Genomic DNA, 17,504 nt, shown 5'->3' with positions numbered 1-17,504 from the left:
CGACTGGCAATGACACCGAGAGCTGCTCCAGAAATATTTTTGAAAAAAGTTCGCCGCGACCTGTCACAGCGTCCCGAAAGCAGAACCTCCTCTCTTGTAGAGGCCCTCGAAATTGCCGAGAGCCAGACGAGAGGAAGGACCTGACATGGCCGAGCCGGACCCGCAGGTGAGCACCGATTCATGGCGAGACCCGTTCACTCGCTTCAGTGGTGAATCGGAAGATCTCGGTGCCCAGCTGCGCGATGCAGGTCTGGCGTTCGCCGTACAGGAACAGCTGCGGACCGCGCTGACCGAGCTCGCGGACCACCCTCTCAGCCCGGAAGCCGGCGCGCGCGTCCGTTACCTACTGGGAGAGCCTGCGGCCGGTGCTCGAGCAGCACTCGGACGAATGAACACGAGCCGAAAGGCAGCAACACAGGCACCGACTCTGTCGATCGTCGCGCCGCTCATCGACAGCGAAGACGGTGCCTCATGAGTCGCTTCAAGGGAATGAAACGGAAGCCGCATACGGACAAAGTCGTCCTCGAAGACAACGAACCGCAGAGCGAGCAAGCGACCTGGGCGCGCACTCAGGACCGCAAGACACAGGTGGTTCGTTTCGGGCTCTTCGGCGCCATCGGCGCGGGTGTTCTCGCACTCGTTCTCGTGCTGTCTGGATTCACGGCGTCCTCCCCAACTGTGGTGAAACCGAAGTCGACCGCTTCCGTGAACACTGCAGCACAGGCACAGGCGGAAGACCTCGCGCAACAGTTTGTTGTGACGTGGCTTCAAGCGAAACGTGGTGCAGAAAAGGCACTCACTCCATACGTCCGGGCGGAAGGAATCAGGCTCCCATCGGAAGCGCTCTTCGTCGCCAGCGACGCCCGAGTTGCCAGCGTTGAAATACAACCTGCACCCACGAGTCCTGTCGCAACATCCGGAACTGGCGCACCAGTTTCCAACACCTCAAGTGTCTATTCCGTCGTCGTCTCGGCATCCGTACGACAGGCATCCGAACCCTCCGAAGCAGCGCAGCGACGCTTCTATTCAGTACCCGTTGTCGTCAATGACGGCAGCGCTCGGGCGGCATCAATCCCGTCACCCGTTCCCGCCCCCGCGACCGGACCGGACGTGAATCTCGGCTACAAATACCGCATTGTCGCCGGGCACCCGTCGAACACAGCAGTCCAACAATTCCTCGCAGCTTTGACCGCAGGAACAGGAGAAATTTCGCGATACATCGCGCCAGGCACCTCCCTTCGCGCGATCAGCCCAGCCCCTTACAAGAGCGTCAAAGTCGTCGATCTTGTATCCGATCGCGACTTCTCCGGTGAGGCAGCAGACAAAGCGCCAGCCGACGGAATCAAGATCCGCGTGCTCGCCACTGCCGAACTCTCTGTCACGTCTACCGACTCGGTAACCGGCCAGTATCCGCTCACACTCACCTCCCGCGGCGGCAGATGGGAGGTGTCCGCCGTGGACTCCAGTCCGTTGCTTCCTGCCCCCGAACAGACCACGGCAATCAGCGGTGCGCCCTCAACTCCGGCCTCGACTGCACCAGCGAGCGCAACTGCTCCCGCTTCAGCTACCCCCGTCAACTGACATCACCGAAAGGCATCCCGATGAGTACAACCGCACTTCTCCTCGACCCGAACACCCACATCTTGGCCGAAGGAATTCTCGAGCTGGTCAACAACAAGGGAACCGAGGCGCAGGACACGATCCGAATCCTTACCGGCGCAGGAGCTTGCGGAGGCGTCGCATTCACAGCAGTCAAGAGTCGTTTCTCCTTGGCTCCCATCCTGTTGGCTGGGCTCGTCGCGGGACTTCTTGTCTGGCTTGTCTGGAACGTCACCGCAGTCAAGGACAAGGTCGGCTCCGAACTCGAATCCATGGGCCACTCGATCGTCGTCGATGCATCCGAGACGCCTACCGATCTGCTCGGATCGGCATTAACGAGCCTGCCAAACCCGCACGAAATCTAACTCACTCCAGCCCCAGTCCAACAGCGAGTCATCACGAAGGAGGTGCGAACGCCGTGAGCGAATCAGACCCACAGTCAACGTCCCGAGAGGTCGTCAAGAACTACACCCGCGCACGCAAGTTCCCGCAGCTGCTCGGCATGACGCCGGATGGAAAGAAGCTCCCCGGCGGACCGTACAGCTACACACAGTTCGTCGGCGCCGGACTGGTAGCCCTCGTGCTCTGGAAGACTCCGGGAATTTGGGCGACAGGCTCGCTGATTCGCAACGTATTCGTCTTCCTCGCACTCGTCGGAGTCACAGCGTGGGGACTCGGCAAGCTCCCCATCGGCGGCCGAAATCCACTGTCCATGGTCGCCGGTGTGAGCAAAGCACTCGGTTCGCCAGCACAAGCGCCGAAGGTCGCCGGACCTACACCGCGACGACCCCGAGTCCGCGCCCTCGCAGGCATGGTGACTGTGGTGCCAGTCCCGTCACTCGCGGCGCCGCCCGTCGTGGAGCACATTCCGAACGCTCGCCCGGTCCGCATCGAGTCCGAACCTGCCTGCCACACCCCTCCGGAGCGACGGCGAGTTTCACCGCCGTCCATTCCCCGGCCGCCACTGGCCACCCAACCCGCTGCATCCACCAGCGTCCAGCGACTTGTTGCCATGGCCGCCGCATCGCACAACGTTCGAGAGAAGGCCTGATGCTTCAACCAATCACAGCTGTCGGAGGAAATCTTCGGTGGACGCGCTCAGGCACGGTCTGGGCCGACTTCATCCTGACCGGAATCGAATACGGATACAGGCCGGCCGAGGACAAGAGCACAGCGAGATCTATGCACAAGATGCTGATGCGTGCACTCGACGGCGAGGCGCTTCTCCTCGGAATCTGCGCCAGCCTCAATCCCGAGGCAGTAGTGGCACGGATGGAAGAAGGCATCGACCTCGATGCACACCCGCAGTGGGCCGCCGAGTGCGACGCCACCATCGAGACATTGGAAATGTTCCAACCAGGCAAGCGCATCTACTGGCTGTCTATTCCTCTCGCCAACAGAGGATGGAAGAACCAGGCGGCCGCGGCCTGGTCTGCCGCGCGGACGACATTGACCGACTATCTCGGACTTCCGCGAACATCGCTGGACCCCGAAGAAGTGGCCAGGCGGACAACACAGGCAAACATGATCGCCGCCGATATTCCAGCCTATTTCCGCCCAACACCGGCGACGCCTGCACAGATGGTCTGGCTCCATCAACACAGCCTTCAGCGAGGGCTCGGCCTGGATTCGGACGTTCCACTGCCCTACGCCTCGATCGGCACAAAGCCGATGGCGGCATTCACCGCCGCACGCTTCGACGAAGGCGCCCAATCCGATCGCCCTAGTTCCGGCTGGAAATCGAAGGCGCCGACATTGACGAAGGCACTCAAAATCGATCAACCCTGGACATTGGAAGAGCGGCCCGCAAATTACCAATGCCTACTTGCGTTGGCCGACACTCCCTCCGGCAACACAGTCTTCCCCGGATCCGAGTTCCTCGCCCTGGCCGATGCCATTGCCGGCGTCGACGTGGATTGGGGCATCAGACTTCACATACGCAGTTCGGCAGAGGTATCGAAGAAGAACAAACGCGCTCTGATCAACCTGAACGAGCAGTTCAGCCAACGCGAGGGCGAAGTGTCCCACGGGCACGGGGTTCTCCACGCCGCAGCGGAGGACCTCGCCGAGTACGCCGCAAAAATGGACGCCGACAACATGGAAGTCGAAGTCCAGTCGACGACGATCTTCGCCATCGGGGCACACACCGAAGAGGTCGCACTCCGGGATGCACGGCAACTCGCGAAACTGTTCGAACTCTCCAGCTACAAGCTGGTCAGCCCGCTCGGATTCCAAGAGGACCTCTGGCACGCACTCAACCCTGGAGTGTCCACACCCTCAATCGTCAAAGAATTCGCTCAGATCACCACCTCGACCGATTTCTCCGCCTACGTTCCCTGCGTCCACAACGACTTGGGTGATTCGTCGGGCCCGCTGCTCGCATTGAACATCAGTTCGGCCCGGATCGGCGTGGTTCATCACGATGTCGCCAAGAAGTCGGCGGCAGACATTTCGGGGTCCTTCGCAGCGGTCGGTGCGCTGGGATCGGGTAAGTCGGTTCTCCTCAAAGGGATCGGCGGAGCCTTCCACGATCGCGGAGGGAAGATCGTCGTCATCGATCACACCGAGGTGGGGGAGTACGCCCGATGGGCCGCCACCATCGCCGAGGCTGTCATCGCGGATCTGTCTCATCCCAAGTGGAGCCTGGACCCACTGCGAATCTTCGGGCCCGACAAGGGCGCAGAGGTTGCGACATCAGTTCTACTGCCGCTTCTACAGCTTCAGCCCGACGAGCCGCTCGGTGTCCTCCTCGGTACTGTCCTCGAGCCTGCCTACCGTGGTGAGCACGGATTGCTCGACGGTGGCCTCGGAGACATCCTCGATCACCTCCGCAGCGACGAGTGCACCCTCGTTCAGCGCATCGAGTTGGCCGACAAACTCGGGGTCTACGCCCGCAAGTCCTACGCAGCGGCCTTGTTCGAGAAGGGACTGCCGGCGCTCGACATCACAGCGCAGGCAATCGTGTTCCGTACCCACACGGTCAAACTCCCGAGCCAGCAGGAAATCGTTCAGGAGCACCTGTTCCGCCAGCTCGGGCTGGAGAAGCGCGTGGGCCGCGCCATGTATGCGCTCATCGGTCTGATCGCCCGCGGGATCTGCTTTGCGAATCCGAGCGAGCCTGCGATGTTCCTCGCCGACGAGTGCCACCGCATGACGCGGGCCGAGGAAGGCGTCGACATTGTCATCGACTTCCTTCGAGAGGGCCGCAAGGAGCAGGCGTACATCGGGCTCGGATCGCAGGACCCGGATGAGGGTTTGGGCAACGAGACCTTGCGAGGCTTGATCCCCACTCGGTTCGCGATGCGCCAGACGGATGCCACGCTCGCTCGTCGCTCGCTGGCATTCGTCGGTCTGGATCCCAGAGACCCCGACATGTTCAAAGAACTCACCGAACAGACGTCCCCCGTTTCAGGCAAAGACCCGGACACCGGTGCGGAATACGTCGAGCCTCATCGCCGCGGGGAGGGCTACATGCGCGACGCCTACGGCAACATCGGCCGAATCAAGGTGCTCATGCCGTCGGAGCCGAACCGTGCACACGCAACCCAGACGACGCCGAACAAGGCGCCCAAGGAGCTGATCGACGCATGAGTGCCACAGCAACGTCGCCTGCCGACACGTCCCGCACCGTCTTCTCTGTTCGCGCCGGCGTCAAGGCGGCCTTGCTGTGGGTTCTCTGGTCATGGGTTCCCCAACCTGTGTGCTCAGCGCTCGACCGCCGTACCAAGAGGATGCGAGTGTGGTTGTGGGCAACGAGAATTCGACGAGCAGTAGTCAGAACTGTCGTCGGCTGGCACTTGATCGGCACGGTCGCGGTCATTGCCGCCTTGCCTGCCCATGCCGAAGACGGATCCCGATCACCGGAGAACCGCTACTTCAACTTCATGCCGGTCAAAGACTCACACGGAATTTCCGTATGGCGGTACTACCTCTCGATCGACGAAGGTTCGGCCCGCCACCCCACCTACATGGCGTACTCCATCATCATCCAGATCCAGTTCGAGATCTATCGAGCGATATCTGGCGCGGCAATATGGTTCATCACCTGGAGCATGTCCTTCGACTGGCTTCCGAAAATCGTTGCACCCGTGCGAACACTCGGAGACGCGGTCACATCGATCACCGGACAGTTCAACCTCACCACCACCTTCCTGACCGTGACAGCCGGCGTTGTAGCGATCTGGATTATCCGCGGACGCTGGTCCACTGGCATCTACGAACTCATGATCTCCTGCGCCATCGCGGCGCTGGCAGTGGGCGTCCTCTCGAACCCGATCGAGCGGATCGCCGGCCAAGACGGGCTGATCATGCAGGGCCGCGACGCCGGCCTGCAGATCGCGTCAGGCCTCGCCAACGACGGTGACATGAATTCGAGCCCCGACGAAATGATCAACGACATCGGAGCAGGCCTGGCGGACAGCTTCATTCGCCAACCCACCCAACTACTGAACTTCGGAACAGTAATCGACACCGATCCCTCGGCCGGCGCCGATTGCATCGAGGCATGGGACTCGGCGCACGAAGACAAGAAGGGCAACGACAAAGACACCCTCAAGGACAACATCGCCGATTGCGACGGATCCGGTGCGAAAGACATGAAGGACTACGCCGACAACCCTGGACCCTCCCAGGTCATTGGCGGACTGATACTCGTACCCGGCAGCTCGATCATCATGCTTTTCGCCTTCCTGTTCGCCGGGGCCATGTTGATGGCAGCGGCGGCAGCACTCGGGTCAGCAGTCAAAGCGATTCCCGCCCTCGTGATCGGGATTCTGCCGGGCGCCGGCCGTGGCTCCCTGCTGAAAACCGCCTCCACGGTCATCATGTCCGTGGTGATCATGGTGTTCGCCGTGGTCTTCGTAGCGGCGTATCTGCTGGTCGTGCGTTCGTTCTTCAATACGGAGAGCGGCGGTTTGATGGAGAAATTCGTCTTCGTCGACATCGTCCTGCTCGTCGGCCTCGTCATGTTCCGCAGAGGGGTCAAGCGTCTACGCAAACTCTCCGACACTCTCGCGCAGAAGATGGCCACCCGGCCTGGCGCAGCACCGACCGCGATCAGTAAGTCGACTCCGGTCGCTAGCCCGATGCAGAACGCCGCAGCCGCAGCTCAAGTCGGACGCCAGGTCTACCAGGGTGGAAAAACGCTCGCCAAGCACGGCGCCACGGCAGCCCGGCATGGCGCGACTGCTGCGAAAGCCACAGGCGCTGCAGCTCAAACCGCCGGTGCCGCCACGGGTACAGCCGCGACGGGTGGAGTGGCCGCGGCCTACTTCGTGGGTAAGGCAGCAGTCGCAGGGGTGAAAGCAGTCAAGAACAAGCGAGCAGCAGGCAAGGACGTCGACCAGCCTGCGAAATCCGAGACGAAGGGGAAGGACACAACTGCGACGGCCGCCGCAATCGCGGCAGGGCAGAAGGGCAAGGACGCCGCGAAATCGGCCGCGTCCACAGCAACCGCCGCGGCGGCATCGAAAGTCACGGGTGTCCCAGTCTCCACTGGTGCGCCGCGGCCGCGCCGCGATCAGGTAGCCAAGCCTGGAATCAAGAAGCCGGTCAGCAATGCACCCGTCTCGGCTGCCACTAGGCCCGCTCGCGGAGACAGAGGTGGAGCAACGCCGAAGACCACCAATGTCGGACGGGAAACTTTCCGCGAGTACCGCACCAGCAATGGTTCGCCGATCTTGTTGCCGGAACCGAAGAAGACTTCCGCCCGCCGTACGTCGGAGAAGCCGGCGTCGTCCAGTCAGTCCTCGGCGGTGCCTCGGGTTTCGCCGTCGACAGCTCGCCCGCAACCGTCCGAGTTGGTACGGCCTTCCAGACACTCCGCCGGGTAGGCGTCGATGACCTACAAGCACTGGATCGCGATCGCTCTCGTTCCAGTAATGGGCGCTGTCCTGATCGTTGCCATCCCGATCATGATGCTGCTCCGCAGCGGATCGGACGCCTCGACAAGTTGCGGCGGCCCGGCAGTCATGCCACCTGCCGGCGCCGAAGTGGCGCCGACCGACCCCTCCGTTCTGGCCGGAAAACAAACCGAGATCGTCCGCACGATCATTGCCGTCGGCGAACAGATGGGCTTCTCCGATCAGGGCATCATCGTCGCGCTCTCCACCGCATCCCAAGAATCCGGATTCAAGAACTACGCGAACGACGGAACCGGCATCTTGGCAGCCGATCAAATGGATGTCGGTAAGTCACTGAACTACCCGCACGACGCGGTCGGCAACGATCACGGCAGCGTGAATCCGTTTCAACAGCAGTATCCGTGGTGGGGAACGATGGACGAGCTGATGAACCCGCAGATCGCCGCGATCAAGTTTTACGAAGCACTCAAAAAGGTGCCCGGATGGGAAGCGTTGCCGGTCACCGTTGCCGCGCAGAAGGTGCAGGTTTCGCTGTACCCCGACGCCTACGCCGACGACGAGATCATTGCTCGCCGCTTGTATGCGGAGAACAAGGGCGCAAGCAAAGATGCGCCCGCGCTGCCCCCGCAATATGACAAGCCCGTCTCGGGCGGACCGCAGGACGTGGGCGACAGCCCGATCAACGTAGGCGACAGTTTCGAACTCGACGTTGCCGACGTCCTGTGTGGCGGCGGCGCGGCAATGGACTGTGCACCGACCAACAATCCTGCCGAAAAGGGACTCACACCCGACGCCCTCCGAGTGATGCGGTGCATCACCGAAACCTTCGGAGAGCGGCCCTGGGCGAATGTCGGCGATCGCCCATCGGGCGTCGATCGGGATCATCAAGAAGGTCGCGCCGTCGACGCGATGATGACCGAAGGCGACGACGACTACCGCACCCCCGCCGGCCGAGCCAAGGGCGATGCGATCGCAGATTTCGTCGTCAAGAACGCTGATGCATTGGGCGTCAAGTACGTCATCTGGTACGAGAAAATCTGGACGCGAAGCCAGGATGCGGTAGGACAACCCGGAAGTTGGGGACCCTACGACTACCCCCTCGGTGGAAACAGCACCGACACCGTTGCCCACCGTGACCATGTCCACGTCAGTGTCTACGGCAATGCCGCGATCGCAGCTCCCGGCGCCGGCGCGGTCGGTGATGGAAACGCGCGACTACCCGTCGACCCAGGCAAATACACGATCACCTCCGGCTACGGCTACCGCTCCAACCCCACCGGAACAGGCGGGCAGATGCACGCCGGTCTCGACTTCGGAGCAGCCTCCGGGACCCCGATTTTCGCCGTGACAGGAGGCACCGTGACCCAAGCGAGCAACGTCGGCGATGGCTACGGGAACTGTGTTGTCATCACCACCGGCAACACTGAGACCCGATACGCCCACCAAGTCGACGGCGCGATCAAAGTCAAGGTCGGAGATCAGGTGAGCGCGGGAACGGAAATCGGTGGAGTCGGGACAACCGGAGACTCCACCGGCGACCACTTGCACTTCGAAGTTCGGGTGGACGGCAAAAGCACAGATCCAATGCCGTATCTGCAGAACATGGGCCTGACCCCCTGAAAGAGAGAAGCACGCGATGTCATTGCCACCGCAGGACAACCCCGATGACCAGGAGTTCTCGGAGGAAAACGAGTCCACCGAGCAGAAGCAACCACCACGCTCACGGGCGATCATTGCCGGACTGCGCCGACATAAGCTCGCAGTCGTTGCCATAGCTCTGATCAGCGGATTCCTGCTCTACACGCTGGTTCTCGATCGACCGGACAATTCCTCACCGCCCTCGGAGTCGCCCCCCACGACATACGTGGCAGTGGCTCCGCCGACCGAAACGGAAGCAGACCATGGCGACGGCACGGACGCCGACCACAACACCCCGATGGGAGTTGCCGGCCAGTACAGGGTGGTCGCCCGCGGCTTCGCACAAGACTTCACCACGCCCGGCGCCGACTGGCTCGAACGTGTGAGCAGGTGGGTGACCCCACATCTGGCGGAGGCCTACACGAGCACAGATATTCGCCGGGTGCAGCAGGCGCAGCTGGTCGACCTCGCCGAATACTCCACCGGAGCTTCTGTTTCAGACTTCATCGCCACCTACGACACCGGCCTCGAGCTGGCTATCCGAGTGGAGTACAGCTCCACAGGTTGGCAGGCCAGCACTTGCCAACCGATGAAGACTGCGTACTGATCACTCGCTGAACTTTTCACCAGAAGGCCGAGACCGCATCCGATGAACGTGGTCTCGGCCTTCTGTCATGTGTCCACACGGCTTGCCGTTGACCGTCGATTGGAAGGTGTCTGTAAGGGCGCTCCACACAAATCTGACTGCAAGAGTTCCTGCGCTGACGCAGCTGTGGCAATAACGCAATATGGCCCCGGGCTGGGGGGACGCGCTCCGTCCTTAGACTCGCAAGCTCGTCACGTCGGAGCGTACCTCCCCTGTCAAGGGGGTGTCCACCGAAAACCTTTCAACCAGGAGATTCACCTCGACCACTGTCCTGGCTCATTGCATCTGATGCGAACTCAGTGAATCTGATCTTTTAGTACGCCAATGTGATGCGGACTCAGTGCATCTGATGCCAATGTGTCATGAGCGCTGCCCACATCAGGTTGGTTGCGGACGGACGGGAGCGCGGAATTGTCGGTCGGACTGCACGCTGTTGAGGACGCATTCGAAATCGGCTTCGTCGGCTCGGACGGGGCACAGGTTCGGTGTTCGCTGGCGGACGCGGTGGCGGTGCGGTTCGAACGGGTTCCGCCGATCCGATCGATTCCGTCATATCAGGGACAGCGGCACAATCCTGGCTTGTACTGGTCGGCGACGGTGTCGGCGCATGTGGAGTATGAGTCGTGGTTGGAGCGCGACGAGGCACTGGCGCTGGACTTCGATCCCGACGTCGTGGGGATCGCGGCGCAACCGTTCTGGCTGTTCTGGCGCGATGGGCAAAGGAGTCGATCACATGCACCGGATTTCTTCGCCCGCCGCGCCGACGGCACCGGGGTAGTGACCGATTGTCGACCTGCGGCACGGATCAAGCTACGGGATGAGGTCGCGTTCGCTGCGACCGCGCGGGCATGCGCGTCGATGGGCTGGGTTTATCGGCGAGTGAGCGAGCACGATCGGGTCTGGTTGGCGAACGTGCAGTGGCTGGCCGGGTATCGACATCCTCGTCACCGCGTGGAATCGACAGCGGCGACATTGGTGGCGGCGTTCGCAAAACCTCAGCCGCTGATCGGCGGCGCGCGTTCGGCAGGCGATCCGGTGGCCGTATTGCCGGTTCTGCATCACCTGTTGTGGTCGAAGGAGCTGATGGTGGATCTGTCACAGCGGTTGGAGTCGATGTCGATTGTATCGGTGGCGGCGGCGAGATGACGAAGCTGCTGAAGGTCGGAGACCGCATATTTTTCGACGACGACGAGCATCTGGTGGTGGCACTGTCCGGTGTACGGGTGAGGTTGGAAGCGGCAGATGGGACCGCGTCGGTGGTTCTGGTGTCGCATCTGGTGGACTCGCCGGGGTTCGCAATCCTCGGCCAGTCCGACGCCGGGTTCGGGTCGGGTGGACTGGCTGGGCAGAGCCTCGCCGACGTTCCTGCTAATGCCACCGAGCGAGCTCGTGACTGGGAACGACACGTCGTCGAGGTCCAAACCGGGTTGCCGCCCGGAGCGGATCCAGGAGCCACTCCTCGACCCGAGTACGACCCGGCGCGGACCACCATTCGCCAGCGCGAGGCAGCCAAGGCCGCCGAATTGACTGCAGCGGGGTTCCCGACCAGCGCGATCACGGTTCAGCGGATGCGCAGCCGCTATCGTTCCGGCGGCGTGCGCGGGCTGGTCGACGGCAGGGTGACACGGCCGTCGTCGACCTATCGGCGCACTGACGAGCGCGTGGTGGCAGCGGTCCTGGATGCGTTGGACGGGGAAACGAAACGGTCCACCGGAACCCGGGATCGACTGCGCCGGCAGGTAGAAATGCTTCTGGTGCAACGGCACGGTGACGGGGCGGTCGCGATGCCGTCGAAGGCGACATTCAACCGGTTGGTGACAGCGCTGTCGACGGGACAGCACACGTTCGGTTCGGCGAAGACGCGGCGATCCGCGGCGAATCGGCCGACCGGCCCCTTCACCGCGACATGGGCGTCGCGGCCGGGACAACACGTTCAGATCGACACGACACCCTTGGACGTGTTGGCAGTCTTCGACGACGGGAGCGCCCGACGAGTCGAGTTGACCGCAGCGGTCGATGTCGCAACGCGCACGATCGCGGCGGGAGTGCTCCGCCCGGTCGGTACCAAGGCTGTGGATGCATCCATGCTGCTGGCGCGGATGCTGGTACCTGAGCCGATGCGCCCGGGTTGGGCAGAGACGTTGCGGATGTCGGTGTCGCGGTTGCCGTATCGCAGTCTGGCCGACATCGACATCCGTATGGAGCAGGCTGCGGCGAAACCGGTAATCGTCCCGGAGACGATCGGCTGCGACCGCGGAAAGGTCTACCTGTCCGAAACGTTCCTGCGGTCATGTCAGACGCTGGGCATGTCGGTTCAGCCGTCCCATCCGCGCACGCCGACCGACAACAGCGTGATCGAGCGGACATTTTCCTCGATCAACACCCTGTTCTGCCAGTATGTCGCCGGTTACGTCGGCCGCGATGTCGGCCGCCGCGGCGCGCATGTCGAGGACGAAGCTGCGTGGTCGTTGGCGCAACTGCAGGATCTGTTCGACGAGTGGGTGATTCACTGGCAGCGCCGTCCACACGACGGGCTGCGCAGTCCCGACAGCGGTCAGGCGGTGTCACCGAACGAGATGTACGCGGTGCTGGTCAGCGCCGCAGGCTATCTGCCGTTGATGCTCAGCGGTGAGGACTACATCGAACTGCTGCCTTCGCAATGGCGCGCCATCAACGATTACGGGGTGCGCCTCGACCGGCGCACGTACGACGATCGCGGGTTCAATCCCTATCGCCGCCAGCATTCCGGTGTCACCGCGCACAACGGGGCTTGGGAAGTCCGCTACGACCCGTACGACCTGTCGCAGGTGTTCGTTCGTAACCACTACGAAGGTGGTTGGATCCGAGCGACCTGGACGCATCTGCCGATGGTGTCGGCTCCGTTCGCGGACTTTACCTGGCGTCACGCCCGCCAGATCGTCGCCGACGCCGGGCCGACAGCTGAACCGGTGGAGACCGCGACCGCGCGGGCGCTGGCGGATCTGCTGGATCGCGCGTCCGCGGGCCCGGATACGCAGTCGGCGGCCAGGACCAAGGCTGATCGCAAGGTGGCGGCACGTACCCGGGCTGCGGCACCTGAGCGAGCCACTGTCGTGCCGGTCGATCTGCGTGTGCTCGACGGTGGTGACGACTTCGACGAGGACAGCGGCGGTGATGAAGGCGAGCTGGGCACTGTGATCCCGTTCGGTGTCTTCGATGCCGCCGCGGAGGCCGAGAGGTGGCTGTGACCAGCATGAGTGAATTCGACCCGCCACCGGACGCCCCACTGACCACCAAGGAGGGCTGGAATCGCTGGGTTGGCCGTGACCGCTCTGCGCCTGAGCTGCGCGGAGATTGGTGCGAGCTGGCACCGTCCGAACGCGCCGACTACGACGACACCCGGCTGGACTACCACTCCGAACTGATCGTGGTGAACACCCCTGCCATCCAGGACATCACGAAAACCGTTCGGCGGCTGTTGATTCTCAATCGCCGCCAGATATCGGCTCGGCGCGGGCTGATCGTCACCGGCGGCGCGGGTACGGGCAAGACCACCGCGTTGACCCAGTTGGGGCTGGCCCATGAGCTTCGAACGCGTTTGCGCAATCCGGTTCGGGGGACACGGATTCCGGTCGTCTACATCACCTTGCCCCCGGCTGCGACTGCGCGCATGGTCGCGGTCGAATTCGCGCGGTTCCTCGGTCTCCCGGTCACGGGCCGCGCCAATCTCACCGACATCACTAATTCCGTCTGCGCGGTCCTCTGCGACGTCGGCTGCGATCTGGTCCTCGTCGATGAGATCCACAACATTTCGCTGACCACCCGAGCGGGTGCAGAGGTCTCCGATCAACTGAAATACTTCTCCGAGCGCATCCCGGCGACATTCGTCTACGCCGGAATCGACGTCGAACATGCAGGCTTGTTTTCCGGCATCCGCGGCCGCCAGATCGCCGGCCGCTTCGCCACTATTTCCACCCACCCGTTCGCCTACGGCAGCACCGCGCAGCGCGAACACTGGCGCGCTCTCATCGTCACACTCGAGCAAGCGCTCCGCCTGCATCGGCACAAACCCGGCACCCTCGCCCGTCAGGGCCAATATCTCTACCAGCGCACCAACGGCATGCTCGGGAGCCTGTCCCACCTCATCCGGGGAGCTGCCATCGACGCAATCCTCGATGGCAGCGAGAAGGTCACCAAAGCTCATCTCGACGCCCAGCGACTCGACCGCGCCGCCAACATTCAGCCGGAGTTGGCTCCCGGCAAGGGTTCGGCCAAGCGAAGTGGCGTTGCATGACCTCTCGGCGGCGCCTGAGCGGGCAAGCGCGCCCGCTGCCCATTCCCATCCCGCCCTCGATGAACGAGACGATCGAGTCCTACCTACGCAGACTCGCCGTCGTCAACCACATCAGCAACGACGCACTGAAGCGTCACCTCGGGCTCGACCCCACGCGGCTGGGATTACGCATCCGGCTCGGTAACCTCGCCAGGCTCGTCGCCATCACCGGTTATTCACGCGAGCAGCTCACACGCACGCTTCCTCAGTTGTCGAACTGGCACACCGACTCTGCCCGCTTCGCGGACTGGCCGCGACCGGCCTGCCCTGCCTGCACGAACCGTCACCGAGGTGGCCCAGTGACCCGCTACTACCCGTCGTACGTCCATGCCTGCCCGATGCACCAGATCTGGTTCAGCGGTGGGCAATTCGATCGCGGCCGCGTGCTCGATGTCAGCGACACACCAGCAGTCCTGGCCGCTCATTCCAGACATCGGCGCTTGGCGCAACGACGCGGACCGCAACCGACCCAATACGCCTTCGACGTCGCTCGCGGAGTGTGGAACAACCTCGTCTCATTTCCCGCGTGCAGCGGCGTCAAGGAAAGACTCGGCATCCTCCAGCCGAATGCGAGGCGGTTCATCGCCCTCGACGACTGCGAATATTTGGCGGCGAGCTACCCCAACGTCGTCAACACCGCCGCATTGCTGGTCTCACCGCACTGGCGGCGGGTCGCTTCCAGACAGCACACATGCAATCTGTTCCTCACCGAACTCGGATGGCGGACAAGCGGCGAACGGCATCCCTACTGGCCACAGGGCAAAAGCGACCCCATCGTGAAATGGATCGAGGGTCTCACCCGGGCCAGCATCGACTGGAACATGCTCTGACCACTGTCGACTTGACTTGTTGCACTAGAGAGCAGCTTGCCGGCGTGTCTGATGCCGCCATCGCCTGAAAATGAGACAGAAATCGGACATTGTGGGGTTGCGAAAGTCGAATGCAAACAAATTGATATCAATTCTGGCACCATTCATTGATGCTGCGGGCGGGCCTGGGCGCGATCCGAAGTATTCACGGCTTACGCGAGGTTCGCAGACAGACCTATGCGCAGACTGAACCCGGCCTCTTCTCCGGATGCGACATCGACTTGTGGCGCAACCGCTTCGAGGCGATGGCAGATCCGAATAGACTACGAATACTGTGCTGCTTGAGCACTGGGCCCCTGTGCGTCACGGACATGGCCGTGGACAGGAATGACAGCATCGGCGGTCTCGCATGCTGTTCGTATGCTTCATGATCGCAAGATTGTTTCGGACACGAGACGGTCGACAGATGTACTACCGATTGGCGGATGAGTTTATGTGCGTTCTTCTCCGCGGGCAGCGTGTCGTCACGGAGAAATCTCTACTCTGAGCGGTCTCGCATCAGCGCAGTACTCTGTCGTCACCAGGTGAACAGCAGTCCGTCGTTATCGCATCGCGGAACGGCGGGGCGCGCGAAATGCCGACACAGTCACGTGGATTTGTCCGGCCACGCTGCAGCGGAGACGGTAGCCGGAATCAGGAGCAGTGCATACCGGTTCTGACGGGCCAGTCGGCTCGAGACCGAGGTGTGGAACAGAGTGCCGCCGGCCGATACCGCTCCCAGGCGCGGAGCGCCGATCACGATGACGAAGGCCCCGTATGTGTCGGCGATTGTCATCAAATATTGTGCAGGTTCGGCGCGCTGGCAGTCGTAGGTCCAGTTACCGGGGAAGGCGTGCAGTATCGCGAGTGCGCGATCGCGTTGGGCGGTGACAGCCTGGTGGAAGCGATCTTCGTAATAGGGGGAATCGGTTTCGACGGGCATGTCTTCGACGTCGATGCAGTGCACGATATGCAATGCTGCGCCCTGCTTCGCTGCGAAATCCGTGGCGAATGTCAGTGCGTTACTGCTAGGGGCGCCGGAACCGAGGCCGGCAACGATGTGACCTGCGACGGGTAGATGTGAGCGGGTTTCGTGCAGATGACAGGTCAGTGGTGAGTGCGCCGCGTGCGAAATCTTCTGCTGGCTGTTCATGGGGTCTCCTGGAACGGTGGACGACCATCGCATCTGGTGCCGGAAGTCGCAGGCTCGCCCGGAATTCGCAGGCTCGCAAGGGCAGTCGCACTGCCGGGCACCGGGACGGGATGGGTGACGCTTTTCATCCGAGGTGATGGTCAGAGGGGTTGCTGATCGATGAGATCGATTCTCCACCTCCCCTCGAGGTAGATGAGCACCTGGTAGGACCCTGTGGGGACGGTGATCGTCGTTGCGTCCGGGTCGATGTGCAGCATCAGTGGCCGGATGACGGCGTCGTGGGTGACGACGATCAACGGTGTCGAATCGGCGCCCGGTACCGCGAATTCGTCGAGTGCGGGCAGGACACGGGTAAGAACCGTCTCGGACGTCTCCACCCCGGGCGCTGCATCGACGGTGCCCCATTCTGCTAGTACCTCACTCTTACGGTGCCCGGTCCAGAACCCGTAGTCGCGGTCGTTCAAGCGTGCATCGATGCGCTGCTCTATGCCCAGCGCCTCGGCGATGATCTGCGCGGTGCGGACGGCGCGGCGGAGTGGACTGGACAGAACAAGGCTCGCTCCGATATCGCTCAGGGCCCTCGCTACGGCGGCGGCTTGTCGCTCGCCGATCTCGTCGAGCGGTGGATCGGCCAGGCCGCGTAGGCGGCCTTCGGCGTTGAGGGCGGTTTGTCCGTGGCGGACGAGGTAGAGCTGCGAGGTCATGACGAGTCCTCTCTCATCGGTTCTTCGATGTCAACGACATTCGGCGCGTCGATGCCATTACGTAGCCATCGGCCGGTCACCAAGCGGAACCCGGCAGGGATGTGAGAGCCGACATGAACCGCGAGAATGGCGGTGGCGGCGGCGAGGAAGCTGGCAATCACGTCGCTGGGGTAGTGCACCCCCAGATACAGGCGTGATGCGGCGACGGTGAGGGCGAACAGGACTGCGAGAAGACGGGCGCCCCTGCGCAGTGCCGAGCGTGAGTGTGCGGTCAGCAGAACAATGATGCCGACACCCGCCGCTGCCACGGCGGTATGTCCAGAGGGGAACGACCAGTGTGTGTCCGGCGTCATCGCCCACAACGACACCGGAGGCCGGGGCTCCCGGATTGCATACTTGGCGACGGTCGAGACGATCAGTGTTCCCGCCATGATCGCCAGAACGAGGATCGCGTCCGAGCGGCGCCGACGCATCCCGAGCCAGGCTGCGAGAACGAAGACGACGCCGACTCCGACCGCAGGTTGCGCACAATCGGTCACCACCTCAGCCAACACGACGCCCCACGATGTGCGGTGGCGTTCGATCCCTTCGTCGAGATCCAGTCCGTGCTCGATGACCCACGTCTTCGAGAAGACACCGACGACGAGCAACACGGCAAAACAGGTGATCGCCGCGATCAGCGGCCGGATCCACGGTTGGCCAGGGGTATCGGGGTGGTGGGACACGAAAGGAACCGTCCGATC

General features: G+C 62.7%; 15 protein-coding genes. 12 read left to right on the top strand and 3 right to left on the bottom strand.

All coding sequences use genetic code 11. The features are described 5' to 3' along the window. Positions 1 to 145 precede the first annotated feature (145 nt). From M0639_RS34200 to M0639_RS34145, 12 genes are all read left to right on the top strand, one after another. Entirely contained in the window at positions 146 to 475 is a 330-nt protein-coding gene (locus M0639_RS34200; RefSeq protein ID WP_054801383.1) for a hypothetical protein, read from the top strand. After that, positions 472 to 1,581 carry a conjugal transfer protein gene (locus M0639_RS34195; RefSeq protein WP_064075570.1) on the top strand — a complete coding sequence of 370 codons (1,110 nt, stop codon included), beginning with the start codon at positions 472 to 474 and terminating at the stop codon, positions 1,579 to 1,581. The genes M0639_RS34200 and M0639_RS34195 overlap by 4 nt, the downstream gene beginning before the upstream one ends. 20 nt (positions 1,582 to 1,601) lie before the next feature. Further along, entirely contained in the window at positions 1,602 to 1,964 is a 363-nt protein-coding gene (locus M0639_RS34190) for a hypothetical protein (RefSeq protein WP_011133396.1), read from the top strand. A 53-nt stretch (positions 1,965 to 2,017) separates the two neighbouring features. Continuing rightward, the gene (locus M0639_RS34185; protein ID WP_052741061.1) at positions 2,018 to 2,650 is read left to right on the top strand and encodes a hypothetical protein; all 633 of its coding nucleotides are present in this window, start codon (positions 2,018 to 2,020) and stop codon (positions 2,648 to 2,650) included. Then, positions 2,650 to 5,190 (top strand): ATP-binding protein, encoded by a 2,541-nt coding sequence (locus tag M0639_RS34180; protein ID WP_064075569.1) that lies wholly within the window; start codon positions 2,650 to 2,652, stop codon positions 5,188 to 5,190. Before M0639_RS34185 ends, M0639_RS34180 begins: the two co-directional genes overlap by 1 nt. Beyond that, a complete protein-coding gene (locus M0639_RS34175; protein ID WP_064075568.1) occupies positions 5,187 to 7,430 on the top strand; it encodes a hypothetical protein in 2,244 nt (747 codons plus the stop codon). The genes M0639_RS34180 and M0639_RS34175 overlap by 4 nt, the downstream gene beginning before the upstream one ends. 6 nt (positions 7,431 to 7,436) lie before the next feature. Continuing rightward, positions 7,437 to 9,080: a M23 family metallopeptidase gene (locus M0639_RS34170; RefSeq protein ID WP_052741062.1), complete on the top strand. Its 1,644-nt coding sequence runs from the start codon at positions 7,437 to 7,439 to the stop codon at positions 9,078 to 9,080. A gap of 16 nt (positions 9,081 to 9,096) precedes the next feature. Then, entirely contained in the window at positions 9,097 to 9,705 is a 609-nt protein-coding gene (locus tag M0639_RS34165) for a hypothetical protein (RefSeq protein WP_064075567.1), read from the top strand. Positions 9,706 to 10,155: 450 nt separating this feature from the next. Then, a complete protein-coding gene (locus tag M0639_RS34160; RefSeq protein ID WP_182262169.1) occupies positions 10,156 to 10,890 on the top strand; it encodes a TnsA-like heteromeric transposase endonuclease subunit in 735 nt (244 codons plus the stop codon). Beyond that, positions 10,887 to 12,971, top strand: a complete 2,085-nt coding sequence (locus tag M0639_RS34155) for a Mu transposase C-terminal domain-containing protein (protein WP_064075566.1) — start codon at positions 10,887 to 10,889, stop codon at positions 12,969 to 12,971. Before M0639_RS34160 ends, M0639_RS34155 begins: the two co-directional genes overlap by 4 nt. 5 nt (positions 12,972 to 12,976) lie before the next feature. Next, positions 12,977 to 14,017 carry a TniB family NTP-binding protein gene (locus tag M0639_RS34150; protein WP_064233800.1) on the top strand — a complete coding sequence of 347 codons (1,041 nt, stop codon included), beginning with the start codon at positions 12,977 to 12,979 and terminating at the stop codon, positions 14,015 to 14,017. Further along, on the top strand, positions 14,014 to 14,886 hold the full coding sequence (locus tag M0639_RS34145; protein WP_064074700.1) for a TniQ family protein: 873 nt from the start codon (positions 14,014 to 14,016) through the stop codon (positions 14,884 to 14,886). The genes M0639_RS34150 and M0639_RS34145 overlap by 4 nt, the downstream gene beginning before the upstream one ends. Positions 14,887 to 15,511: 625 nt before the next feature. Here the strand turns inward: M0639_RS34145 and M0639_RS34140 are convergent. The 3 genes from M0639_RS34140 to M0639_RS34130 form a co-directional block, all read right to left on the bottom strand. Next, positions 15,512 to 16,057 carry a universal stress protein gene (locus M0639_RS34140; protein WP_064074703.1) on the bottom strand — a complete coding sequence of 182 codons (546 nt, stop codon included), beginning with the start codon at positions 16,055 to 16,057 and terminating at the stop codon, positions 15,512 to 15,514. A 140-nt stretch (positions 16,058 to 16,197) separates the two neighbouring features. Further along, a complete protein-coding gene (locus M0639_RS34135; RefSeq protein WP_064074698.1) occupies positions 16,198 to 16,761 on the bottom strand; it encodes a histidine phosphatase family protein in 564 nt (187 codons plus the stop codon). Next, positions 16,758 to 17,486, bottom strand: coding sequence for a phosphatase PAP2 family protein (locus M0639_RS34130; protein ID WP_064074697.1), 729 nt, complete (start codon positions 17,484 to 17,486; stop codon positions 16,758 to 16,760). The genes M0639_RS34135 and M0639_RS34130 overlap by 4 nt, the downstream gene beginning before the upstream one ends. Positions 17,487 to 17,504: the final 18 nt, after the last annotated feature.

Source organism: Rhodococcus qingshengii JCM 15477, from assembly GCF_023221595.1.
GTDB lineage: Bacteria > Actinomycetota > Actinomycetes > Mycobacteriales > Mycobacteriaceae > Rhodococcus_F > Rhodococcus_F qingshengii.
This window is presented reverse-complemented; position numbering and strand designations above follow the sequence as displayed.

Coding starts and splice junctions, on each gene's coding strand:
- M0639_RS34200 (WP_054801383.1), top strand. CDS start 146: ATGGCCGAGCCGGACCCGCAGGTGAGCACCGATTCATGGCGAGACCCG.
- M0639_RS34195 (WP_064075570.1), top strand. CDS start 472: ATGAGTCGCTTCAAGGGAATGAAACGGAAGCCGCATACGGACAAAGTC.
- M0639_RS34190 (WP_011133396.1), top strand. CDS start 1,602: ATGAGTACAACCGCACTTCTCCTCGACCCGAACACCCACATCTTGGCC.
- M0639_RS34180 (WP_064075569.1), top strand. CDS start 2,650: ATGCTTCAACCAATCACAGCTGTCGGAGGAAATCTTCGGTGGACGCGC.
- M0639_RS34175 (WP_064075568.1), top strand. CDS start 5,187: ATGAGTGCCACAGCAACGTCGCCTGCCGACACGTCCCGCACCGTCTTC.
- M0639_RS34170 (WP_052741062.1), top strand. CDS start 7,437: ATGACCTACAAGCACTGGATCGCGATCGCTCTCGTTCCAGTAATGGGC.
- M0639_RS34165 (WP_064075567.1), top strand. CDS start 9,097: ATGTCATTGCCACCGCAGGACAACCCCGATGACCAGGAGTTCTCGGAG.
- M0639_RS34155 (WP_064075566.1), top strand. CDS start 10,887: ATGACGAAGCTGCTGAAGGTCGGAGACCGCATATTTTTCGACGACGAC.
- M0639_RS34150 (WP_064233800.1), top strand. CDS start 12,977: ATGAGTGAATTCGACCCGCCACCGGACGCCCCACTGACCACCAAGGAG.
- M0639_RS34145 (WP_064074700.1), top strand. CDS start 14,014: ATGACCTCTCGGCGGCGCCTGAGCGGGCAAGCGCGCCCGCTGCCCATT.
- M0639_RS34140 (WP_064074703.1), bottom strand. CDS start 16,057: ATGAACAGCCAGCAGAAGATTTCGCACGCGGCGCACTCACCACTGACC.
- M0639_RS34135 (WP_064074698.1), bottom strand. CDS start 16,761: ATGACCTCGCAGCTCTACCTCGTCCGCCACGGACAAACCGCCCTCAAC.